Source organism: Thiothrix lacustris DSM 21227, from assembly GCF_000621325.1.
GTDB classification, from domain to species: domain Bacteria; phylum Pseudomonadota; class Gammaproteobacteria; order Thiotrichales; family Thiotrichaceae; genus Thiothrix; species Thiothrix lacustris.
Map to the genome: position 1 here is coordinate 1 of NZ_JHYQ01000036.1, position 23,534 is coordinate 23,534.

20 protein-coding genes and 2 pseudogenes are annotated in these 23,534 nt (G+C 50.4%); 12 read left to right on the forward strand and 10 right to left on the reverse strand.

Annotated elements, in window-relative coordinates:
• Positions 1 to 320, reverse strand: a pseudogene (locus tag Q394_RS20620) (hypothetical protein); the annotation flags it as partial.
• 366 nt (positions 321 to 686) lie between these two features.
• Here Q394_RS20620 and Q394_RS0114815 point away from each other — a divergent pair.
• A complete protein-coding gene (locus tag Q394_RS0114815) occupies positions 687 to 2,231 on the forward strand; it encodes an AmpG family muropeptide MFS transporter (protein ID WP_028489945.1) in 1,545 nt (514 codons plus the stop codon).
• Here the strand turns inward: Q394_RS0114815 and Q394_RS20625 are convergent, their stop codons facing one another.
• Complete coding sequence (locus Q394_RS20625) at positions 2,232 to 3,311, reverse strand: EndoU domain-containing protein (protein ID WP_169735907.1); 1,080 nt, start codon at positions 3,309 to 3,311, stop codon at positions 2,232 to 2,234.
• 149 nt (positions 3,312 to 3,460) lie between these two features.
• Here Q394_RS20625 and Q394_RS0114825 point away from each other — a divergent pair, with 149 nt between their 5' ends.
• Complete coding sequence (locus tag Q394_RS0114825) at positions 3,461 to 5,686, forward strand: NADP-dependent isocitrate dehydrogenase (protein ID WP_028489946.1); 2,226 nt, start codon at positions 3,461 to 3,463, stop codon at positions 5,684 to 5,686.
• On the opposite strand, the pseudogene Q394_RS20630 reads toward Q394_RS0114825, so the two are convergent.
• The 6 genes and pseudogenes from Q394_RS20630 to Q394_RS0114855 form a co-directional block, all read right to left on the reverse strand.
• Positions 5,683 to 6,316, reverse strand: a pseudogene (locus Q394_RS20630) (nucleotidyl transferase AbiEii/AbiGii toxin family protein). The gene Q394_RS0114825 and the pseudogene Q394_RS20630 overlap by 4 nt on opposite strands.
• 98 nt (positions 6,317 to 6,414) lie before the next feature.
• The gene (locus Q394_RS0114835) at positions 6,415 to 6,990 is read right to left on the reverse strand and encodes a type IV toxin-antitoxin system AbiEi family antitoxin domain-containing protein (RefSeq protein WP_051543481.1); all 576 of its coding nucleotides are present in this window, start codon (positions 6,988 to 6,990) and stop codon (positions 6,415 to 6,417) included.
• A gap of 111 nt (positions 6,991 to 7,101) precedes the next feature.
• Positions 7,102 to 8,376 carry an amino-acid N-acetyltransferase gene (argA, locus tag Q394_RS0114840; RefSeq protein WP_028489948.1) on the reverse strand — a complete coding sequence of 425 codons (1,275 nt, stop codon included), beginning with the start codon at positions 8,374 to 8,376 and terminating at the stop codon, positions 7,102 to 7,104.
• The gene (locus tag Q394_RS0114845; protein ID WP_028489949.1) at positions 8,373 to 8,966 is read right to left on the reverse strand and encodes a phosphoheptose isomerase; all 594 of its coding nucleotides are present in this window, start codon (positions 8,964 to 8,966) and stop codon (positions 8,373 to 8,375) included. Before Q394_RS0114845 ends, argA begins: the two co-directional genes overlap by 4 nt.
• Positions 8,967 to 8,981: 15 nt before the next feature.
• The gene (locus Q394_RS0114850; RefSeq protein WP_028489950.1) at positions 8,982 to 9,350 is read right to left on the reverse strand and encodes a YraN family protein; all 369 of its coding nucleotides are present in this window, start codon (positions 9,348 to 9,350) and stop codon (positions 8,982 to 8,984) included.
• Positions 9,340 to 10,848 carry a penicillin-binding protein activator gene (locus Q394_RS0114855; protein WP_028489951.1) on the reverse strand — a complete coding sequence of 503 codons (1,509 nt, stop codon included), beginning with the start codon at positions 10,846 to 10,848 and terminating at the stop codon, positions 9,340 to 9,342. Before Q394_RS0114855 ends, Q394_RS0114850 begins: the two co-directional genes overlap by 11 nt.
• A 286-nt stretch (positions 10,849 to 11,134) precedes the next feature.
• On the opposite strand from Q394_RS0114855, the gene Q394_RS0114860 reads away from it, so the two are divergent.
• Positions 11,135 to 13,153: a sodium-translocating pyrophosphatase gene (locus tag Q394_RS0114860; RefSeq protein WP_028489952.1), complete on the forward strand. Its 2,019-nt coding sequence runs from the start codon at positions 11,135 to 11,137 to the stop codon at positions 13,151 to 13,153.
• A 68-nt stretch (positions 13,154 to 13,221) separates the two neighbouring features.
• Positions 13,222 to 14,064 (forward strand): 16S rRNA (cytidine(1402)-2'-O)-methyltransferase, encoded by an 843-nt coding sequence (gene rsmI, locus Q394_RS0114865; RefSeq protein ID WP_028489953.1) that lies wholly within the window; start codon positions 13,222 to 13,224, stop codon positions 14,062 to 14,064.
• On the opposite strand, the gene Q394_RS20635 is transcribed toward rsmI, so the two are convergent.
• Positions 14,024 to 14,635 (reverse strand): DUF2058 family protein, encoded by a 612-nt coding sequence (locus Q394_RS20635; RefSeq protein ID WP_051543482.1) that lies wholly within the window; start codon positions 14,633 to 14,635, stop codon positions 14,024 to 14,026. The two genes, rsmI and Q394_RS20635, sit on opposite strands and share 41 nt — an antisense overlap.
• A gap of 103 nt (positions 14,636 to 14,738) precedes the next feature.
• Between Q394_RS20635 and ppa the strand changes: the two genes are divergently transcribed.
• The 8 genes from ppa (at position 14,739) to lipB (ending at position 22,888) form a co-directional block, all read left to right on the forward strand.
• Positions 14,739 to 15,293: an inorganic diphosphatase gene (gene ppa, locus Q394_RS0114875; RefSeq protein WP_028489954.1), complete on the forward strand. Its 555-nt coding sequence runs from the start codon at positions 14,739 to 14,741 to the stop codon at positions 15,291 to 15,293.
• Between the two features lie 50 nt (positions 15,294 to 15,343).
• Positions 15,344 to 17,377, forward strand: coding sequence for a penicillin-binding protein 2 (gene mrdA, locus Q394_RS20640; RefSeq protein WP_084260495.1), 2,034 nt, complete (start codon positions 15,344 to 15,346; stop codon positions 17,375 to 17,377).
• Complete coding sequence (rodA, locus tag Q394_RS0114885; protein WP_028489955.1) at positions 17,370 to 18,482, forward strand: rod shape-determining protein RodA; 1,113 nt, start codon at positions 17,370 to 17,372, stop codon at positions 18,480 to 18,482. The genes mrdA and rodA overlap by 8 nt, the downstream gene beginning before the upstream one ends.
• Before the next feature lie 45 nt (positions 18,483 to 18,527).
• On the forward strand, positions 18,528 to 19,748 hold the full coding sequence (mltB, locus tag Q394_RS20645) for a lytic murein transglycosylase B (RefSeq protein ID WP_169735908.1): 1,221 nt from the start codon (positions 18,528 to 18,530) through the stop codon (positions 19,746 to 19,748).
• A 71-nt stretch (positions 19,749 to 19,819) separates the two neighbouring features.
• Complete coding sequence (locus Q394_RS0114895) at positions 19,820 to 20,638, forward strand: septal ring lytic transglycosylase RlpA family protein (protein ID WP_245606801.1); 819 nt, start codon at positions 19,820 to 19,822, stop codon at positions 20,636 to 20,638.
• 77 nt (positions 20,639 to 20,715) lie between these two features.
• Positions 20,716 to 21,942, forward strand: a complete 1,227-nt coding sequence (locus Q394_RS0114900; protein WP_245606802.1) for a D-alanyl-D-alanine carboxypeptidase family protein — start codon at positions 20,716 to 20,718, stop codon at positions 21,940 to 21,942.
• 23 nt (positions 21,943 to 21,965) lie between these two features.
• Entirely contained in the window at positions 21,966 to 22,247 is a 282-nt protein-coding gene (locus Q394_RS0114905; protein ID WP_028489958.1) for a YbeD family protein, read from the forward strand.
• A 14-nt stretch (positions 22,248 to 22,261) separates the two neighbouring features.
• Complete coding sequence (gene lipB / locus Q394_RS20650) at positions 22,262 to 22,888, forward strand: lipoyl(octanoyl) transferase LipB (protein WP_211248829.1); 627 nt, start codon at positions 22,262 to 22,264, stop codon at positions 22,886 to 22,888.
• Here lipB and coq7 read toward each other — a convergent pair.
• The gene (gene coq7 / locus Q394_RS0114915; RefSeq protein ID WP_028489959.1) at positions 22,885 to 23,529 is read right to left on the reverse strand and encodes a 2-polyprenyl-3-methyl-6-methoxy-1,4-benzoquinone monooxygenase; all 645 of its coding nucleotides are present in this window, start codon (positions 23,527 to 23,529) and stop codon (positions 22,885 to 22,887) included. The genes lipB and coq7 overlap by 4 nt on opposite strands.
• Positions 23,530 to 23,534 lie beyond the last annotated feature (5 nt).

The following is a 23,534-nucleotide window of genomic DNA, read 5'->3' on the forward strand; positions in this document are numbered from 1 at the left end:
CCAGTGCCGTTGGAACCACCAGTGCCGTTGGAACCACCAGTGCCGCAGCTGCCGCAATCACCTTTGCCACCGCTGTTGCCTTGGTTGCCTTGGTTGCCGCTGTCATCTTTCATGCTTTGCAGTAATTGCATGATGAGTTGCAGGAGGGTCATCATCAATTGAGAGCTGTCACCGCCCAAGCCAGGCAGGCCGATGCTAGATCCGCCCAGGCTGCTGCCGAGACTGGAGGTTGAACCTGTCTTGCTGCTGCCATAGTTGCCGCTGATGACAGAGTTGTTGCTTGTCGTATCAGGAAGATTGCTGATGTTGAGATTAAGCATTTCATGCTCCTTTACTTTTTGACTAGTCGTGGCTGAAGTCATTTCAGCCGCTCTTTATTATTCCGTGGCTAACAGCCCATGCTTGGGCGTATACAAACTTGCCAGAAAATCCATATCAGGCGTATCTGCACTCTGCGTCGCCAGGAATAAATTTGTCCACGCTGGGTTGGGGTTTTTGCGCCTTGCGTGATGTTCCGAAGTATGTGTCAAGGCTTTTGAAATGGTGCGGGGAGGAAGGATGAAAGTTGCAAACTCACTTACGAGCGGTTAAGGCGGAGGTGTTTGTTGGGCGTTTACAACGGTGAACGATTCGCCGATGATGCTGTCTTGATCATTTATACATAACAAGCTAAGGGTATCTGCATCATGACTGAAACCTCTCCGCCGCAGCCGATGGGCTGGTCTGAATCGTTGCGGGCGTTCCTGCATCCTAGGGTTATCACTATGTTGTTTCTAGGTTTTTCGGCGGGAATTCCACTCCTGTTGATCTTTTCTTCGCTGTCGTTATGGCTGGGGGAGGCGGGGGTTGAGCGTAAAACGGTGACGTTTTTCAGTTGGGCGGCACTGGGGTATTCGTTCAAGTTTGTCTGGGCACCGTTGATCGACAAACTGCCGCTGCCGGTATTGACCCGCCTGTTGGGGAAGCGTCGGGCGTGGTTGTTAGTGGCGCAATTATTGATCATGTTGGCGATTGTGTTGATGGGCAGTATAGACCCGGTGCTGGGCGAAACGCAGTTAAAATGGATGGCGTGGGCGGCGGTTTTGCTGGGTTTTTCATCGGCGACGCAGGACGTTGTGATCGATGCTTACCGGATTGAGGCGGCGGAAACCCGTTTGCAGGCGATGATGTCGTCAACTTATATCGCCGGTTATCGGCTGGGGATGATCGTGGCGGGAGCAGGGGCGTTGTTCATGGCATCGTGGCTGGGGTCGGAAAAGGCACATTATGTGTACGCCGCGTGGCAGTGGACGTATTGGGCGATGGCTGGAATGATGTTGGTAGGCGTGATTACCACGCTGCTGATCCCGGAGCCGGAGCATCAGCGGGCTGAACGGCATCATTACGCGGCAATGGATTACACTCGGTTGTTGCTGGTATTTGCCTTGGCGGTAGCGGGGTTTGTGACTACCTTTGCCATCAGTAGTGCCTTGTTTGAGGATTTGCAAACGGCTGTGGGTGGGGATGCTTTCGTCGGTTTTGGGCTGGAAACGTTGCATTTGTCCTTGTCGATTGCGGTGGCAGTGCTGATTGGCTGGGTATTGGTGCAGGTGGGCGCGGTGAATCAGGCGATGGCGCGGGATACCTGGATTGAGCCGATTGCGGAGTTTTTCCGCCGTTATGGGGTGAAAACAGCGTTGTTGTTGCTGGCCTTGATTGGTTTGTACCGGATCACAGATATTGTGCCGGGGGTGATTTCCAATGTGTTCTATCAGGATTTGGGTTTCAGTAAGCCGGAAATTGCGACTGCTGTGAAGACCTTTGGGGTGGTGGTGAGTATTGCGGGTGGCTTCATGGGCGGGTTGTTCGCGACCCGTTATGGGGTGATGCGTACCCTTATGTTAGGGGCGGTGCTGACGGCTTTTACCAATCTGGTGTTCGTGTGGCTGGCGTATTCAGGGCATAACGTGCCGGTGATGTATACCGCCGTGACGGCGGATAATCTGGCGGCGGGCTTTGCGAGTGCGGCGTTTGTGGCCTTCCTGTCATCGCTGACCAGCGTGTCGTTTACGGCGGTGCAATACGCGATTTTCAGTTCCTTGATGACACTCTTGCCGAAAACCATTGGTGGGTATTCCGGCACGATTGTGGATAGCATTGGCTACCCCGGCTTTTTCACCTTCACTACCTTGATCGGGATTCCGGTGCTGTGGCTGGTATGGGCAGCCGGTAAGCATCTGAAAGTGGAGTGATTATCCCGCCAGATTGAGCGCGGCGCTGCATTTTGGGTCGTTGGCGGCGGGTGTCGCATCCGGGTAAAAGGTGCGGATACCGTTGGCGCGGCGCACGAATACGGTGGTGAAGTGAGCGCCGTCATCGGTAACAGGCAACAAGCAAGCGGTACTTTCAGCGCTATTGGTGGGGTTGTCAGCAAAGGCACGGGTGGCAGCTTTGAGGATGTCTTCAGCATTCAAGGTCAGGCCGTAGCCTTTGATGGAAGAGCGGGCAATGCCACCGTTGGCCGCCTTCATCGTTGCGCCCATTGAATACAGCACGCCCGGCACAACTTCATTCTGGCGGAAGTTGCTCATGCGACAGGCATCACCGCTGGCTTGCAATTGCACGTAGCGCCCGTAGAAATGCAGACCACCGATGGCGCTGCCTGCTTTGGGTTCGCCGCAGAAAATGTGGTCGAACGCTTTGAGGTTAAACCACGCATCACTCAAATCCTGCAAATAGGCTTCGCTGGAAGCAGGCGCGGGGCGGTTGGCGTACACCCGGTTTTGGGTGAAGGCTTGCAGGCGTTGCAATACATCGGGGTGTTTGCGTAACAGGGTTTGGAATTCGTTGACAGACACGACTTTGCCGGGTGCGCCACAGGTGTCGTTGACAGCAAGGTCGAAAGCGTTGAGTGCCGGAGCGGGCGGGGTGATGTCTGCATTGCCGCCGACGTTGATCTTCACCGGGTTGTCGATATTGTCGAAAAACGGCAAGCAGGCGGTATCGGTGTTGGCGGGGGTTTCTGGTGCAGGCGCGGCGGCAGCATGGGTGGCGTAATGCCCACAACTTAACGCGACCCATTTGTTTTCAGCACCCACCGTGATGGCGGCATGGGTGGCATCGGGCTGTTTGTTTTCAGCGGTGGCGCGGTAGGTTTTGCCCACTTCCAGCGTGACCGGATAGCTTTTTTTACGCAGTGAAGTGTAAGCCTCGCAAGGCTGCTCCACCACAAAGGCGCGGGGTTGCGGTAGTGTTACCTGTGCGAAAGCGGTTGTTAGCCCACTTAGGGTAAGAGTGATGCACACTGCGGTTTTCCAAAGAAGGTGTTTCAAGTTGAAGCCTGTGTTGGTGGGTAAATTAATGTGGGTGCGTCTATCCCTAAAGTAATAGATGGCATGGTATAATGAAGCGCCAATTTTTTATACCAGAGCTGCATCTTGTACGAAAAGCAGCCTGATTACCACCAAAGTAGGGAAACATAATGTCTGTGCAGAACCCAACAATTATCTATACCTTGACTGATGAAGCGCCTTTGCTGGCGACGTGTTCGTTATTGCCTATTATCAAGACGTTTACGGCAACGGCGGGCATTGAGGTGACCCAAAGTGATATTTCCGTGGCTACCCGTATTTTAGCAGAGTTCCCGGATTATTTGAGTGAAGCGCAACGTGTGCCGGATAATCTGGCGGAATTAGGGCGTCTGACGCATGAGTCGGATACCAATATTATCAAATTGCCCAATATCAGCGCTTCTGTGCCGCAATTGAAAGCGGCTGTCAGCGAGTTGCGTGCCAAGGGCTTCATGATTCCCAAATACCCGGAAAACCCGCAAACCGAGGCTGAGCTGCAATTGGCTAGCCGTTACTCGAAAATCTTAGGGAGTGCGGTTAACCCGGTGTTACGTGAGGGCAATTCTGACCGGCGTGCGCCGCCTGCGGTTAAGCGTTATGCACAAAAGAACCCGCATTCAATGGGCAAATGGAGCCCCGCGTCACGTACTCACGTGTCCTACATGCGCCGTGGTGATTTCTATTCCAGTGAACAGTCTGTCGTGATGGAACAGGATGGCGCGGTGCGGATGGAATTGGTCACGCCGGATGGTGAAGTGCAAGTGCTCAAAACTATCCCGCTGCTGGCTGGCGAAATTATCGACAGCATGTACATGAGCAAACAAGCCCTGTGCGCTTTCTATGCTGAACAATTGGCCGATGCTAAGGACAGTGGGATTTTGTTCTCCCTGCACGTCAAGGCGACCATGATGAAGGTGTCGCATCCGATTGTATTTGGTCACGCGGTTAAGGTGTTTTTCAAGGAGTTGTTTACCAAGTACGGCGAGTTGTTTGAACAGTTAGGGGTGAATCCGAACAACGGCATGAGCAGTGTGCTCGAAAAGATTCAGAGCTTGCCCGCAGAGATTCGCGTCGAGATTGAGAAAGAGATTGCCGATTGTTATACCCAGCAGCCGGAGTTGGCGATGGTGGATTCCGATAAGGGCATCACCAATTTGCACGCGCCGAATGACGTGATTGTGGATGCTTCCATGCCTGCGATGATTCGCAACGGCGGCAAAATGTGGGGTGTGGATGGCAAGCTCAAGGAAACCAAAGCGGTGATCCCGGAAAGTACCTTTGCGCGGATTTATCAGGAAATGATTGGTTTTTGCAAAACCAATGGGGCTTTCGACCCGACCACGATGGGCTCTGTCCCTAATGTGGGTTTGATGGCGCAGAAAGCCGAAGAATACGGTTCACACGACAAAACCTTTGAAATCACCACACCGGGCACGGCGCGGGTAGTGGATGAGCAAGGCAAAGTGCTGATGCAGCATCAGGTCGAAACCGGCGACATCTGGCGTACTTGCCAAACCAAAGATGCAGCGGTGCGTGATTGGGTGAAATTGGCGGTGAAACGTGCTCGCTTGTCGAATACGCCTGCGGTGTTTTGGCTTGACCCTTACCGTCCACACGAAGCGCAACTGATTCAGAAGGTCGAGCTATACCTGCAAGATCATGACCTGAACGGGGTGGAAATCCACATTATGTCGCAAGTGCGAGCCATGCGTTTCACGCTGGAGCGGATTATCAGGGGCATGGACACGATTTCTGTGACGGGCAATATTTTGCGTGATTACCTGACTGACCTGTTCCCGATCATGGAGCTGGGGACTAGTGCGAAAATGCTGTCCATCGTGCCGATGATGGAGGGCGGCAGCATGTTTGAAACCGGGGCAGGTGGTTCCGCCCCTAAACATGTGCAGCAATTGGTGGCAGAAAACCACTTGCGTTGGGATTCGTTGGGTGAGTTTCTGGCAATGGCTTCTTCACTGGAAGAGGTCAGTATCAAGACCGGCAACCCGCAAGCCCAGATTCTGGCGACTACGCTGGATCAGGCCACCGGCAAATTGCTGGATAACCGCAAATCGCCAGCCGCCAGAGTCGGGCAGTTGGATACACGCGGCAGCCATTTCTATCTGGCGCTGTATTGGGCGGAAGCACTGGCTGCACAGACGCAAGATGCTGGGTTGGCGGCACGTTTTGCGCCGCTGGCAACAGCCCTTGCCGACAATGAGCAGGTGATTATTGCTGAGTTGAATGCGGTGCAAGGCCAGCCAGTGGATCTGGATGGGTATTACTGTGCTGACATGGATAAAATGACGGCAGTGATGCGGCCTAGTGCGACCTTTAATGCGGTGTTAGCTACCGTTTAATAATGCCATGCACCGGGGGCTATCCAGATGGCATTTGTCTGGATAGCTGCTGGTTGGGTAACAGGTAGTAAAAATTGCTCCAAAAATGCCATGATTTCAGCAAATTGAATCGGCACATGGGGTTGGTGCAAACGCTTGTGAAAAGCCAGCCATTGGACTTGTTTGTTGGCAATGAAGGTTTGACCAAATGACCATCTGTCGAGTTGTGCCGTACCCCGTTGCTTGAAAGTCTTTTCAATCGCCAGACCCAATTCTTGTGCCTTGAAATTGTATAGTCGTGCTAACAGCCAAATGTCGTAAAAATCCTTCATACGGCTGTTCAATACACCTAACTTGACCATTGCTTCAAATTTTTCGGCAATGGCACTTTCACGGCTGTAGCACAGTAATTCCGGTTCGGGGAATTTCAGTAGTATCAAATGCCATGCCGTCATCATTAACTGCTATACCTAGCACTTCAGTGATTTGCGCAAGAATAGCGGTACTATCGTTGTCAGTTATGCCCAGCATGTCGATGTCCATTGTTGGGCGAGTTTCAGGGGCTTGCCAGACGCGCAACATCAACGCCCCTTTGAGAATGAACCGTTGGTTATGTGGTGATTGGCTTAGCCGATAGAGGAAGCGTTCCATCGCATAATATTGTAGTAATTCAGCAAAAGGTCGTTGGTCTTGCCGTGCCTTGTTGAGTAATCGTTGCTGTATCGAAGCGGCAATATTGCTGGGGTTTTTCACAGGATTGCTTCCAGATAGGGACGCATGACTTTCTCTACCCGGCAAATAGAGGCGTAGCGCAAGAGTGCTGGCAGGTTGAGGTGTTTACGGCGGCGATACAGTTGCAAGGCTTCTATCACTACATCCATGCCGATTTTATTGCGGAATTTGAAGCAATCCACCAAGGTTTTTTCGGCATTGTAAATTCGGATAGTGATGCTGTCGATGTTGATTTTTTCAACACCAGCATTAAAAGCAGGTGTCGCAAAACGGTACGCCTTGATGGGAGGATAATCCAGCACGGGTAGGCGGGTATTTGGGGGAACTGCTACGGTGACAGCGTGAGGGATTTGGGTAGTCATCTCGTGCCAAGCTAATGCGGATACCAGACAAATCACTGCGTTTGGGTAGCGTAGTGCGATAGTGACCAAATCTGGATTGCTGATGGTTGGTAGTTCTGTTAGCCGATAAATACCACGGCTGACAACTTCGATGATGCCTTCATCCCGCAGTTGGTATAGGCGGTAACGGCTGATTCCCAGTGTCAGGGCATCACTCATGCGCAACTGACCACCATGAGTGCGAAATAGCATGATTGGGGATGCGTTATTCAAGTTGTTATCAGACAAAATGTCACCACTTTTTAATAAGTAATAACATTTTGTCTGATTTTGGTGGGGTGATCAATAGGATATAAACAGCTTTTACAGCGTTTTAAACAACACCTGCGAGTTGCGCTGGTAGTTGTACAGCGATTTCTTGTTGGGTGGCAATTCATCGACGCTGCCTTTGATAAAGCCGCGTTCGCGAAACCAGTCGGTGGTCTGAGTCGTCAGCACCAGTAGGCGGGCTGTGCCTTGGGTTTTCGCCAGTTGGGCAATGTGTCGGAGCAGTTTGTCGCCGCGATTGCCGCTACGATAGTCGGTGTGTACCGCAAGGCAGGCAAGCTCGGCAATGTCGGGGTTGTCCGTATGGTAAAGCGCGACGCAGGCAATGATCTTCTGGTCACGCACGGTGACATGGAAGTTGCTGATTTCCAGTTCCAGTTGTTCCCGCGAACGTTTGATCAGCGTTCCTTTGCTTTCCAATGGGCGAATCAGGTCGAGGATGCCGCTGATGTCTTCTACAGTTGCTGCCCGCATTTGCTCGAAGTGTTGGGCTGCAATCAAGCTGCCTACACCATCGCGGGTATACACTTCCAGCAGTAAGGCGCCGTCGGTGGCTGCATTCAGCAGGTGGACGCGTTCACTGTCGCCATCCAGCAGGATGCGGGCGATTTTTTTCAGGAAAGGTGAGGCGTTGGCATCTGCATCAATTTGCCCGGCGGTGATTTCGTGGGGCAGTTGCGCGTCGTTGTCGCTGATGAAAATGATTTTGTCAGCATTCAAGGCTTTGGCGGTGCTGAGGGCGACGTGTTCATAGTCGATGTTGTAGGTTTCGCCGCTGGGGGAGTAGCCGATGGGTGACATCAGCACAATATTGTGGCTGTCGAGTTGTTGCTGGATAAAGCGATGAGCAATGCGGCGGATTTTGCCGGTATGCCCGTAATCGACGCCATCAATGATGCCAAGCGGCTGCGCGGTGATGTAGTTGCCGGAGCTTACGCCGATGCTGGCGTTTTCCAGACCGGGCTGATTGAGGGCGTGGCTGAGCAGGCTTTCGATTTTGATACGCAAATAACCGACGGCTTCTTCCACTAGGGGAATGTCATCCGGGTGCGTGACGCGGATATTGTGGTGGATGTGTGCGACACGCCCAGCCGCTGCAAGCCGTTGGTTGATTTGCGCCCGTGTGCCGTGGACGATAACAATACGGCTGCCCAAGGCGGAAACGGTAGCAATATCCTGAATCAGGCGGCTAAACGTTGGCTGTTCGACCACTTCGCCGGGAAAGGCTATCACAAAGGTTTTATTGCGGTGCTGCTGGATGTAAGGGCTGGCTTCGCGCAGCAGATTGACGCTATTGCTGGGGTCGTTCATGGCGTTTTGGTCAAGAGCATTTGGTCAACAAGGTCGCAAATGCAGTGGATTAACAGTAAATGGGTTTCCTGAATACGGGCGGTGCTGTCGGCGGGGACGCGCAGTTCTACATCACCGTTTTGCAACAAGTCTTTCATGCTGCCGCCTGCTTTGCCGCTGAGGGCAATGACTTGCATCCCGCAGTCGTGCGCGGTTTCAATGGCGCGGTTAACGTTGCTGGAATTGCCGCTGGTGGAAATCGCCAGTAATACGTCACCCTTGCGCCCGAGTGCTTCGATTTGGCGGGCGAATATCCGTTCGTAGCTGTAATCGTTGGCAATGGAGGTGAGGGTGGAAGTGTCTGTGGTCAGCGCAATCGCGGGCAAGCCCCGCCGTTCTTGCTCGAAACGGTTAAGCATTTCGGAGGAAAAATGCTGGGCATCACCTGCTGAACCACCGTTGCCGCAACTGAGGATTTTGCCGTCGCGTTGGATGGCCTCGAAAACCAAACGAGCAGCAGCAAGGATAGGCTCTTGCAACAGCTCTAGTGCTTTTTGCTTAGTTGCAATGCTGGCAGCAAAATGTTGTTGGATGCGTGTTTGTAAATTCATGATGGGGTTAGCCCTTTAGCCCGATTCGAAAGCGTTCTTGATCCAGTTGATGGGATTGTTACCTTCTACCGCTACCACGTCGAAACGCGCTTGGGCGTCTGGGGCGCGGTATTGTAAATAGTGTTGTGCGGTGCGGATGATACGCGCTTGTTTGCGTGGGTCAATACTAAGCAATGCGCCGCCGTAACGTTGGGTTTTACGGTAGCGCACTTCGATAAACACGATGACATTGCCATCGCGCATGATTAGGTCGATTTCACCCATTTTCAGGCGGTAATTCTGGTGCAGCAGTTGCAAACCACTGGCCTGCAAGTATTCGCAGGCCAGTTGTTCGGTGCTGATGCCGCGTATCAGGTGCGGCGCTTGCGGCTGTTTATTGTCCAATGGCTTGTGGTACACCGTTGGCGAAAGTGGCAAACAGCAGGGTGCGTTGGATTTGGCGGTTGCCTGCCACGCGGATATTGCCGGTTTTGCCGTTAACTTGTGCGTTGGGGTTACCACCTATGCTGGGTAGATTTTTGGCGATTAGCAACGCATCCATGCCCAGTGCAAACATGCGTGGGAAGGTGGAATTGTTGAGGCTGCCGTTTTGCAGACTTTCAATGACCCAAGGGATTTCAGTGTAGCGGATACCGTCGAGGTCAGCATCTTTGCCTGGGTCTGTACGTCCAGAGAAAATGTGTGAGGTAGCATATATCGGCAGTGAAGGTGCTTGTGCTGCCAAGAGTGGGCGCATCAGGCGTGCTTGGCTTGGGGATGCGGCTAGGAATACCATGCTGGCACGCCCTTGAGTGGCTGTTAGTGCATTTTGTACGTTTTGTATGTAGGCGTTGGAGGCTGCGTCTGGATATTGTTGGATATTGACTACTTGGCCACCTTTGGCTTGATAGGCACTGCGGAATGCGCCTGCAATTCGATTGCCCCAGCTAGAAGCAGGTGCCATGACGATAGCGGTGCGTAGCCCTTGTGCGGCAGTCGTTTCCGCTACTTGGCGTGCTTCATCTTCTGGTAATAGGCCAAATTGGTACAGTGCGCCGGGGATGTTGCGACTATTAGTCAGGTAATTGAGGCTCAGTAAAGGTTTAGACAGTATTTGGGGTTGCGCTAGCAATTGTGCCAGTGATTCTTTATCTAGTGGGCCAACGACTATATCTGCACCTTCGGCAACCGCTTTTTGATATTGGGCGACTGCGCCACCTGCATTAACGTCGTAGAGTTTTACACTGGTATCGCTAGCAATGCTATTACGTGCGGTTTCAATGCCTCGGTAGATTTCTTGTCCGACACTGCCTAGAGCGCCGGATTGGGGTAGCAGGGCAGCAACATGGTTGACACTGCTAGGAACCATGGCGCGTTGCACGCTTTGTACTGCGGCACTGCCTTTGCCACCGGCTTGAGCACGTTGTTGTATGTGTTTAACTTTTTCGCGTAAAGCGGGGGATATATTATCCAGATTGGTTGGCAAGGTGCGTAATGCTAAGTCTGGGTTGTTTTGTTGTAAGGCCAATAGTGCTTTGACATAGGCTTGTCGAGCACGATTTTCGCCATCTAAAGCGGAAGCGGGGATTTGTGCCAAATAACTATTGGTTAGTTGAGCATCTCCAATCGATGCCGCAATTTCTGCTGCTTGTAAAATAATACGTTCGCGTTGTGGTGTGGGGTAGCGTGCGGCTGCGGCATAGTAAGTTTGTGCAGCTTCCCGCTTTTTTCCTTGATTAAAGAATGCATTGGCTTGTTCAACGCTGGCGTTGCCTTGAGTAGCCGCGCTGCCATCAGTGTCGGGAATACTTGTGGTCGGTGAGCACCCCTGTAATAAAAGTGGAACAACTATTAAGGATAGGGCGCAATATTTCAGGATGCTTTGGTGAAATCTTGGTTGCATGATATGAGTCCTGGTACCTGTTTATGAGGGTATGCTTGCTGAAATATAGCATTTTTTTTTCGGGATACTGAATGTTTGATACGGCAGGCGGTATTTTGTGATGGCTGAGTAGGATAATAAAGCTGATAAACATCAATAAAAGCGGGATAAACAATGCGGTTGGATGCTAAAAATAGGGCTATGCTTGTGTAGGGACTCCTTATTTTGTTTTGCGCTGCCGCTGGCGTAGAGGTATTCCATTTCATTCCACTCGATGATAATAGCAATACGTGATGGAGGTGTTTTGATGTCCACAGGTTTAGCCGTTGCCATTTTGTGTGCGCTTGCCGCGCTCATCTATGGCGTTGTCACGATCCGCTGGGTGCTGGCTCGCCCGCAAGGTGATGCGAAGATGCGCGAGATTGCGCAAGCTATTCAGGAAGGGGCGCAAGCCTACCTGAACCGCCAATACACGACCATTGCAGTGGTGGGGATTCTGCTGTTTGCAGTCATTTTCATTACCTTGGGGTGGAAAACAGCGATTGGCTTTGCGCTGGGTGCGTTGCTATCGGGTGCAGCGGGGTATATCGGCATGAATGTGTCGGTGCGTTCCAACGTGCGCACGGCGGAAGCTGCCAAGCATGGCCTGAATGCAGCGCTGGATGTTGCCTTCAAGGGCGGTGCGATTACTGGCATGTTGGTGGTTGGCTTGGCATTGTTGGGTGTGGCGGGTTATTACGCTGTGCTAACCATGACAGGGACTTCTTCCAGTGATGCAACCCATGCCTTGGTGGGCTTGGCGTTTGGTGGGTCATTGATCTCCATTTTTGCGCGGTTGGGTGGTGGCATCTTTACTAAGGGTGCTGATGTAGGCGCGGATTTGGTGGGTAAGGTCGAAGCAGGTATCCCGGAGGATGATCCGCGTAACCCGGCAGTTATCGCCGATAACGTGGGGGATAACGTCGGTGACTGCGCGGGGATGGCGGCTGATTTGTTTGAAACTTATGCGGTTACCATCATTGCCACCATGTTGCTGGGTGGTTTGCTGATGAATGGTTCGGAAAATGCCATTGTTTACCCCTTGGTGTTGGGCGGCTTTTCGATTTTAGCCTCGATTTTGGGGGTCATGTTCGTCAAAGCCCGCACGGGTGGCAAAATCATGAATGCCCTGTACCGGGGTTTGGCGGTAGCGGGTGCGGCATCTTTGGTGCTGTTTTACCCGGTGACTGACATCATGATGGGTGATAATGCCCTGTATTCAGTGAATGCCTTGTATGGCTCGGCAGTCATTGGCTTGGTGCTGACGGCGGCAATGGTGTGGATTACAGAATATTACACTGCCACCGAGTACAGCCCGGTACAGCATATTGCGCAAGCCTCCACTACTGGGCATGGTACGAATGTCATCGCGGGGTTAGGGGTTTCCATGAAATCTACCGCTGCGCCGGTGTTGGCGGTGTGTCTGGCGATTTGGGGCGCGTATGAACTGGCTGGTTTGTACGGGATTGCGGTTGCGGCAACGTCGATGCTGTCGATGGCGGGGATTATCGTGGCGCTGGATGCTTACGGCCCGATCACTGACAACGCGGGCGGGATTGCGGAAATGGCAGGCTTGCCGGATGAAGTGCGTAACATTACTGACCCGCTGGATGCGGTGGGTAATACCACCAAAGCCGTTACCAAGGGCTATGCTATTGGTTCAGCAGGTTTGGCGGCTTTGGTGCTGTTTGCGGATTACACTCACGCGCTTTCCACCAGTCACCCCGGCTTGACGTTTGATTTGTCGAACCACATGGTCATTATTGGCCTGTTTATTGGTGGTATGGTGCCGTATTTGTTTGCAGCGATGGGGATGGAGGCTGTTGGGCGTGCTGCCGGTTCGGTGGTGGTGGAAGTGCGCCGTCAATTCCGCGACATTCCGGGCATTATGGAAGGCACGGGCAAGCCGGAATACGGCAAGTGCGTGGATATGTTGACCAAAGCGGCGATCAAGGAAATGATTTTGCCTTCGCTGCTACCGGTTGCCGTGCCTGTGGTAGTCGGCTTGGCGCTGGGGCCGCAAGCTCTGGGTGGCGTATTGGTGGGGACGATCATTACCGGAATTTTCGTGGCGATTTCCATGACGACCGGCGGTGGTGCATGGGATAACGCTAAGAAGTATATCGAGGAAGGTAACTTCGGTGGCAAGGGTTCTGAGGCGCACAAGGCTGCCGTGACGGGCGATACTGTCGGCGACCCGTATAAAGATACCGCAGGCCCGGCGGTTAACCCATTGATCAAGATCATCAATATTGTGGCCTTGATGATCGTGCCATTGTTGGCATAATGCAGGGTATTGTTGGTTGAAACCAGAAGCCCGCCCTTTGTGGCGGGCTTCGTTTTTTAGGAAAAGACATGAAGCAAGGTATTTTGTACTGCGTGGCAACGCCGATTGGTAATTTGGCGGATATGACCGAGCGAGGTAAGCGTATCTTGTCGGAAGTCGACAAGGTTTACGCAGAAGATACGCGGGTCACGCGCGGTTTGCTGACCCATTACGGTATCCAGAATACCTTGGCAAGTTTGCATGACCATAATGAAGCGGATCGGGTGGCGAGTATCCGTGCCGAGTTGGATCAGGGGATGCAACTGGCTTTGGTGAGTGATGCGGGCACGCCGTTGATCAGTGACCCCGGTTACAAGTTGGTTCATGCTTTGGGGGAGTCAGGGCATACCGTGGTGCCGATTCCGGGGGCAAGTGCCTTGATTGCGGCATTGTCGGTGGCGGGGTTGCCGACGGATCGTTTTGTGTTTGAAGGATTTCTGCCTGCAAAATCGGTTTCGCGCCGTAAGTTATTGGAAGGGGTGCGCGAAGAGCCGCGTACTTTGGTGTTTTACGAGTCCAGCCATCGGATTGCGGATATGTTGGCGGATGTGGTGGCAACGCTGGGTGAGGAACGCCGGGTGGTGATCTTGCGGGAGTTGACCAAGTTGTTTGAAAGCATTTACCGGGGCAGTGCCGGGGATTTGTTGCAGCAAATGGCAACCGATACCAATATGTCACGCGGTGAGTTTGTGGTGGTGATTGCGGGCAATGTGGTTACGGAGGATCAGGAACAGCTTAGTGCTTTGCGTGCCGACAGTATTCTGGCGGTGTTGCTGGAGGAGTTGCCGGTGAAACAGGCAGCAGCGATTGCTGCCCGTTTGACGGGATTGCCTAAGAATCAGTTGTACAAACAGGCTCTGGCGATGGGGTAAGTGCATCGTCTTCCGGGGCATTGATCACGATCAGTTTGTCGGGGTCTAGTGCCAAAATCTGTTGTGCCGTATCCGCCGGAATCAGGCAGCGTTTGCCACCGAGGAAGGTGACGGCGAGTTTGCCATCCGCGAGTTCTTGCTGTTGGGCTTCGGTGACGTACAGGTATTTGATGTTGTCGCCGATGACAAAATTGTAGCGGATGTCAGCATCGTCGACATTTTTCAGATTGTCGTTGATGAGGGCGGCCACTTGTTCGCGGGTTTGTTTGCGGCGGGCGGCGATTTCGCGCTGGCGTTGTTCGGCCTGCTGGCGTTCTTCGCGTTCGGTCTTGGCGCGGGCTTCATAGAACTGCGCAAGGTCACTTTTTTCCTTGGGAGCAGGCCGAGGCGCTTTGTTTTCGAGGCTTTCAGGGCGTGGAGCTGCCGGAGGTGGGCGATTCTCCCGACGTGGCGGTTTGCTCTTTGCCTGAGGTTGTCGAGGCGTTGTTGGTTTAGGTTGATTGGCTTTTTCAACCTGTGCTTCTGTGACTAGCCCTGCCTTGAGGAGCTGGTCGCGTAATGAGTGTGCCATGCTATTCTCTTGAAATTGTCGACAAGTAGTGGTGGTTAGTTGCTGTGAGAATTCGTAACAGGGGTTATAATACCGTGATTTGTACACAACGGTAGAGTAAACAATGAATATTGATAAAGTTCCTGTAGGGTCTGATGTACCAAACTGCGTAAATGTCATCATCGAAATTCCAGCATTATCCACGCCTGTTAAATATGAGCTGGATAAGGAAAGCGGTGCGTTGTTCGTTGATCGCTTTTTGTCTACGCCAATGTTTTACCCTGCAAATTATGGGTTTATTCCCCATACATTGGCGCAAGATGGCGACCCGACAGATGTGTTGGTCGTTTCACCTACGCCATTGATGCATGGTTGCGTGATTCCTGTGCGTCCGGTCGGGATGCTGAAAATGTCGGATGAGTCCGGGATTGATGCGAAAATTGTAGCTGTTCCAGCTAATAACCTGTCCTCTGGATACCGTGATATCCAATCTTATGAGCAGTTGCCTAAATTGTTGTTAAGCCAAATTCAACATTTCTTTGAGCGTTATAAAGAGTTGGATGCAGGTAAGTGGGTTAAGGTTGATGGTTGGGCTGGTATCGATGAGGCCAAGCAAGAAATTTTGGACAGCATGCAGCGTTATGAGATTGAGCAACCAAAGGAGATTCCCTTTTCATAATCTGATATAGTCGCCCGATTTCAGGCTGGCAGGATGCTCATTAGCAATTTATGAGTGATAGACCAATTAAACTGGAGCGCGATGAGCAGCACATGTTCAATGTGCGTGCTATTGTGGCGGGCATTATTATCTTGTTTGCCTTGTTAGCGATCCTGGGGCGGGTTTACCAGCTCCAGGTTTCGCAGCACGAACAATATTCAGAACTTTCCCGCCAACACTATGAGAAGCGTATTCCCATTCCACCGAATCGCGGTCAAATTTATGATCGTAATGGTGTTCTATTGGCAGATAGTCACACGCAGTATGTTCTCGAAGTGGTGCGAGATAATATTGGTGATGAGAATGGTGATGGCCGTTCAACATTGGCAGATGTTGATGTTTTCATTGCTCGTCTTGGGGCGATTATTCCTTTGCAAGAAAAGGATATTCGCCTGTTCAAAACACAGGTGCGCCGCTTCAAATACCAGCCCATTCCTATTCGTGTCAATCTGACGGAAGAGGAAATTGCTGTATTTGCTGTCAATCGTCCACGCTTTCCAGGCGTCAGTATGGAAGTCCGCATGGAGCGCTATTACCCTTTAATTAATACGGCTAGTCATGTCATTGGTTACGTTGGTCGTATCGATGCGCGTGATTTGGAACGTGTTGATAAGGATGAGTACATTGGTACAACCCATATTGGTAAATCTGGTGTAGAAGCTTCTCATGAAGATCGTTTGCATGGTCAGGCTGGTTATCATCTGATTGAGGTGGATGCGCACGGTAAAAAGCAGTCAGTTATCAGTGAGCAAGAACCTATCGGTGGGCAGGATCTGTTTCTTGGGCTAGATATTAACCTGCAAATTCAAGCAGAGAAGTTATTGGGTGCAGAGCGTGGCGCTATTGTTGCCATGGATCCTAGTAATGGTGAGGTATTAGCATTAGCGAGTATGCCTACCTTTGACCCGAATTTGTTCATCGATGGTATTTCTCAGAAAGATTACACCTCGTTGCGTGATGATCCTGATCGTCCATTATTTAACCGAGCTTTGCAGGGAACGTATCCACCAGGTTCTACGATTAAGCCAATGGTGGGTGTGGCTGGTTTAGCTGAACGAGTGGTTACGCCTGGATCTCGTGTTTATGATCCTGGTTTTTTCCGGTTATCGGGGCAAAAGCATGTGTTTCGTTGTTGGAACAAGCGCGGTCATGGCTCAGTTGACTTGAAATACGCGATTCAACAGTCATGCGATACCTATTTTTATGACTTGGCTTATCGTATGGGTATCGATCGTTTCTCGAGTTTTATGAGTCGTTTTGGTTTTGGTGAGAAGACGGGTATTGACCTTCCTTCTGAGGCAGCTGGCCTTATGCCAAGTAAAGAGTGGAAAGAAAGGCGCTATAAACGTAGTTGGTTTCCTGGTGATACGGTCAATATTGGTATCGGTCAGGGATATTGGATATCTACTCCGTTGCAACTGGCTCATGCTGTATCCATTGTGGCAAATCATGGGATTCGTTTGAAACCGCATGTTTTACGTGGAGTACGTACAACACGCAATGAAGAAGAAAAGCTACTCAAGCCTGAGCCTTTTGCGCCTATTGAAGTCGATCAGCGTTTTTGGAATTTGGCCATACAGGGTATGGAAAACGTTATGCGCCCCGGTGGTACCGCGAGGGCTGCTGGTGCTGGTGCTGCGTATCGAATTGCGGGTAAAACGGGGACAGCGCAAGTGTTTGGCTTGTCTGGTGGTAAATATAATGCGGGACGCTTGGCTAAGCGTTTACGTGACCATGCGTTATTTGTAGGCTTTGCACCAGTAGATAACCCGAAAATTGCGGTTGCCGTTATTGTTGAAAATTCATCGGGAAGTGGTGGACATACTGCCGCTCCGATTGGACGTAAGTTGATGGATGCTTATTTGCTACAGCAATACGGGGAGAATATGTTAAAGCCCGCAGGCGTGGTTGGAGTATCTCCAGAACCTGAGCCAGAACCTGAACCTGTAGTATCAAAAACCGAAAAATCCACGAAGAAAGTGACTAAAAAATCTCAAAGTAAGACGAAAGAAAAGCTAAAAAAAGTAAGGGGTGCGCGTGATTAATGGTCTGTTTCCGTCTTGGCTGGTCGTCGCTTTACAACGAGTCGATGCAGTGTTGTTGGCCGTATTGTCGTTGTTGGTGTTTCTGGGGCTAGCTACTTTGTACAGCGCCAGCGATGCCAATCTAGAACAGGTGCAACGGCAGTCTGTCCATTTTGCGATTGGGTTAGGATTGTTGGTACTGTTCTCACAAATCTCCAGTAAAACACTGCGGCAGTGGGCTGTATGGCTTTACAGTGTCGGTGTGGTATTGCTGATTCTAGTATTGATTGTGGGTGTCACTAAAAAAGGTGCACAGCGTTGGTTGTACATCGGAATGGATATACAGCCATCAGAAATCATGAAGTTAGCTGTGCCGATGATGGTGGCTTATTATTTCTCAGAAAAACCCCTTCCGCCGCGATTTACCGATATTGTGATCGCATTATTGTTGGTGCTAGTGCCTATGTTGCTGGTTATGAAGCAACCCGATTTAGGTACCTCGCTATTGATTGCAACGTCTGGATTTTTTGTCATTTATTTGGCTGGTATGTCTTGGTGGTTGATCGGTGGCGGGGTTATTTTTATCGGTGTGGCCGCTCCGTTGATGTACTTTTTTGGTATGCATGAATATCAACGTCAACGCGTTGAAACTCTTTTCGACCCAGAATCAGATTTATTGGGAACTGGATACCATATTTATCAGTCAAAAATTGCGATTGGTTCTGGTGGGGCATACGGAAAAGGTTGGATGCAAGGGGATCAAGCGCATTTGGACTTCCTGCCAGAACGACACACAGACTTTATCTTTGCCGTATTCGGTGAAGAATTCGGCTTAGTGGGCAACCTGATTTTAATGAGTTTATACTTATTTATTATTTGGCGTGGATTATATCTTGCCAGTAAAGGTGAGGATACCTTTGCCCGTTTGTTGGGTGGAAGCCTGAGTGTGTCATTCTTTTTCTATTTGTTTGTGAATACTGGCATGGTCAGCGGGCTGCTTCCTGTGGTGGGTGTACCACTCCCTTTAGTGAGTTATGGGGGAACCTCTGTGGTTACGTTGATGATGGCTTTCGGTATTATCATGGGCATGAGAAAGCGCAAACGCATTTATCAACGGGATAGCTGAAGACGGATTTTCATGCTCTCCTCAACCGATCAGGAGATGGAGTATATGAGAATCACACGCGATTCAGCCAAATGGAAAAAGCCGCTGGGTCAGATAGCAGGGCTAGTCATTGTTGGAACTTTATTAGGTGGGTGTACGACTGTTAGGCCGCAATGGCCTTGGGTGTTTGCGCCGCCTGGTGCAGTTAGTTATCCCGCTAATAATCAGGGGGGGCAGGCACCTGTCATCAGGCCGCCTGTTGTGACAGCTCCACCCCGAACAACAAACCAACCCTTACCGCAGACCTTGCCACTACCCTCACCTGTGGTCACAACGCCATATCCATCCGTGAATGCTCCTCGTGGCTTGGGAGGAGATTATGCAAATTACCCTGAGTTACGCCAATTTATTGGCAAAATGAATAATCAACATGGTTTTGATATTGCTTTTCTAGAACAGACATTTTCCAGTGTGCAGCGCGACAAAGAGGCATTGACGAAAGCCGGTGCACCTGCTGAAGGGCAGGGCTGGCGTGCGTATCGCCCCATTTTTCTGACCGAAGAGCGTATCAATGGCGGAGTGGATTTCTGGAATCGTCATGCGGCATTGCTGGATAATGCTACTCGTCAGTATGGGGTAGATACGGAGTATCTGGTGGCAATCATTGGGGTAGAAACTCAGTATGGTAAAAATACGGGTAAGCATAATGTGTTACAGGCGTTGACCAGTCTGGGATTCGATTTCCCACGGCGAGCCAGTTTCTACCAAAAAGAGTTGGAACAGTTTTTGCTGTTATCACGTGAGGAAAAAGTAAGGCCGCAGATATTCAATGGCTCTTATGCGGGTGCGATGGGGCTGGGGCAATTCATTTCTAGCAGCTACCGTAGTTACTCTATTGACGGCAACCGTGATGGTAAACGTGATCTGTGGGATCCTCAGGATGCCATTCCAAGTGTGGCGAATTACTTTGCCAAAAATGGTTGGAAGCGTGGTACAGGTGTGGCAGTACCTGCTTATATTTCCGGTAATGGGTATGCTAGTATTGCCGAAACGACTGCAAAAAAACCTGCACGTACCTTGGGTGATTTGGCTGCAAATGGGGTTAGGCCGCAGACTGCTATCAACTCTGCAAAAGTGAGTTTGATTAAGCTGGAAGGCGCAACCGATGAGTATTGGGTTGGTGGTGAAAACTTCTATGCCATTACTCGCTACAATCCTAGTGTTAAGTATGCAATGGCTGTGCATCAACTTGCTCAGGAAATTCGTAAGCGTAAGTTTGGTTTTTAGGGGCTATACTAGCATGACCCCTCATCTTTATTATGGGGTGGGGGGGTAATTGGGAATAAAAGCTGGAAAATATGATGACAATAAACTGGCGATCTTCGGCAATCTTATTGGCCTTGACGGCAACTGGATTAGTCGCTTGTAGTGGGAATAGCACGAAAAATGAAGTAGCGCCTGCTACTGCGGCAAATAATGCCGGAGTTGCTCAGGGGCAAACTGGCTGTGGTAATGATCCGACTTATGCGATTGATGGCAAAACCTATCAAGTATTAAATTCTGCTGCTGGTTACTCGGAACAGGGTACGGCCGCGTGGTATGGTGCTGAATATCAGGGTACAGAAACAGCCGGTTGTGAGGTGTTTGATATGTATGGCTACTCTGCTGCACATCGAACTTTGCCATTGCCTAGTTTTGCAGAGGTTACTAATCGTCAAAATGGTAAGCATATTATTGTGCGGATCAACGATCGTGGGCCGTTTGAGGGAGGGGATCTCATCCAGTTATCCTTTGCGGCGGCGAATGCTTTAGGGGTCAAAGCGCGGACTGGTGTACCGGTTGATGTGGTTGCTATTTCACCGGATCAGCTTCCTCAAGAGGCTCGTGTTGTCCCCAACATCACTAATCAGGTGGCAAAACCGACGACGCCTGTCGATAAGTCGAAGCCTTATTATGTGATTGCAGGAACATGGCCGGATAAAAATACCTCCCTTGATATGTTTGTACGCCTGACGTCGATTGGCCTTGCCAAGACCGAGATGGCCACCGCACAGCAAAATGGGCGTGAAATGTATCAAGTGAGGATTGGCCCCCTGTATAGTCAGGATCAAATTGATAATGTGAAGGATATACTGGAGAGTAACGGCTTGGCGAACTTTAAGGTAGTTGCGCGATAGCGCAAGCTCCGTTACCGTATTATCCATTATGGAAATAATCAGCGTCAGTAAAAGGACTGTTCATGCTTATTAGGATTATGAAATCGTTGTTGCTGGTATGGTTGCTTGTTGGGTGTTTTGCCGTTGCGGCCGAAAAGCCCGCTGCACCATCTGATGGGGGTGAAGCTCCCAGTGACTTATCAACTGCACCTTACAATGACCCTGCCATTCCACCAGAAATCATTGCGATGGCTTCAGGTGTGCCAGAAGTTGAAGCAAAAAACTACTTATTGGTTGATTTCCAAAGTGGTGAAGAGCTTGCTGGTCTTAATCCTGGCTTGCGGATTGAGCCTGCCAGTATTACTAAATTGATGACAGCCTACATCGTCTATCGGGATTTAGATAAGGGTAGGATTAAGCTGGAAGATGAGGTGCTGATTAGCGAGAAAGCCTGGAAGATGGAAGGTTCTCGTATGTTTGTCGAGTTGGGTAAAAAGATTCCATTCGAAAAGCTGTTGAGAGGCATGATTATTCAGTCTGGTAATGATGCTGCAATGGCTTTGGCAGAACATATTGCGGGTACTGAAAGTTCTTTTGTCGAACGTATGAATCAAACAGCTGCCGAACTTGGCATGAAAGATACTCATTACATGAATGTTACGGGTTGGCCAGCCCAAAATCATTACACAACAGCACGTGATATTGTGAAGTTGGTTCATGCCTTGATTACTGAGTTCCCTGAGCGCTATAAACTTTATTCTGAAAAGGAGTTTAGTTATAACAATATCAAGCAGCAAAATCGCAATCGTTTATTATTTCGTGATCCTACTGTTGATGGTTTAAAAACGGGTCATACAGAGTCGGCGGGTTATTGTTTAGTTTCTTCTGCTAAACGCGACAATATGCGTCTTATTTCTGTCGTGTTAGGCACTAAAAGTGATGAAGCGCGTGCAAATGCTAGCCAACAGTTATTGGAATACGGTTTCCGTACTTTTGAAACACATCAGCTCTACAATGCCGGTGCTGTACTGGCTAAAGTGCGTGTTTGGAAGGGTGATCAAACCGAGGTTCCTGCTGGTGTGATTGATGATTTGTTCGTTAGCATTGCTAAGGGACGTTATGATCAGTTGAAAGGTGGAATGCAGCTTGATAAAGGTATTGATGCCCCCATTATGCGTGGTGACAGATTGGGAACAGTGATTATTACTGATCGTGAGCTGGGTAAAATTGTCAAGGAAACCCCGTTGTTGGCGCTGGAAGATGTGGCTGAGGGCGGCTGGTGGCGAGGGATGATGGATAGTATCCAGAAGTTGTTCGCTGATTAGACGGGAACAAGTGAGGACAAGACGTGGAACGTTTTGGAGAACAGGAAGAGTTAATATTGGAATTTCCCTGTGATTTTCCAATTAAGATAGTAGGTCATGCGGATGTTGAGTTTCATCAACGCATTTGCGAGATCGTGTATCGTCATGATGAGGATTTCAATCCAGATGATCGTTTACAGCGACGTAACAGTTCTACGGGGAAATACCATAGCCTAACGGTGAATCTGCGCGCGGTGAGTAAAGAACAAATTAATGCGGTCTATCAGGATTTGAAAGCCTGCGAGTTGGTATTGTGGGCATTGTAGGGCTCACGGAGAGCTTGCATGTGCGGGTGTTGGGGTCTCAGGATTATGTTCCTGTGTGGCAACAGATGCAGGCATTCACTCAAAGTAGGGTGGACAGTACACCCGATGAGCTTTGGTTGGTGGAGCATTCACCGGTATTTACATTAGGACGCAATGGTAAGATGGAACATGTGCTAGCGCCAGGCACTATTCCAGTATTGCCTATTGATCGGGGTGGGCAGGTGACATATCACGGCCCCGGGCAGTTAGTGGTTTACTTACTACTGGATATTCGCCGTAAGGCGCTCGGCGTGCGTGAGTTGGTGATGCAGATTGAGCAATCGGTTATTGATTTGTTAGCGAATCATGGTGTTACAGCTGCTGGTGATCGAGATGCACCGGGTGTGTATGTGGATGGGCGTAAAATTGCCGCTTTGGGGTTACGAGTCGCCAAGGGTTGTACTTATCATGGCTTGAGTCTGAATGTAGATATGGATTTAGAGCCGTTTCAGCGTATTAACCCCTGTGGTTATGCCGGTTTGCAGGTAACGCAGTGTAAGGACCTTGGTATTAGGCAAACACCATTGGCGCTTGCCGGGGAGCTATGTGAATATCTTGCCGCTCGTTTGCAATATCCTGTGCTAGATTGGCGTCAGAATTAAACGTAATACGTACTTTTGGTCATGACTTTCGACATCAGTGGCATGAGCAGCTTGCGTGCTAGAAAGGGCAGTTTGGCTCCACCTGCTTGCATGGCGACATCACCGTGATGCATTTCATCGGCCTTCATCTTTTGTAGGATGGCCATGTCAGTCAAAGCATGGGCAGGAAGTTGGTTGATGTGTTCTTCGAGATGCTTGATGACCTGATCTTCGGTTTCTTTGACGAAACCTAAACTCCACTTATCGCCAACTTTGCCTGCGATAGCGCCAATGGTGAAGGAACCCCAGTAAAACAACGGGTTCAGCAGACTTTTTCTTCCACCTAATTCTTGTAGGCGTTTGTCTGTCCAGTTCAGATGGTCATTTTCTTCCATGGCGGCACGTTCCATCTGTACGCGGATATCTTCGCGTTTGGCTGTTAGTGCCTGCCCTCGGTACAAGCCTTGGGCAGAGACCTCGCCAGTGTGATTAATGCGCATCAGCCTGCTGATCATATCGCGCTCATCTTCGTTGAGAGGAGCACTTTCCTGTACGCCGTTCGCTGGATTAGGGCGTTCGGTAGTCGGTGCGGTGGCATGAACTACTCGCAAAGACTGATCAATTTCATTCAAAATGTTATCCAGCAGGCTGAAATTACGCATATCAC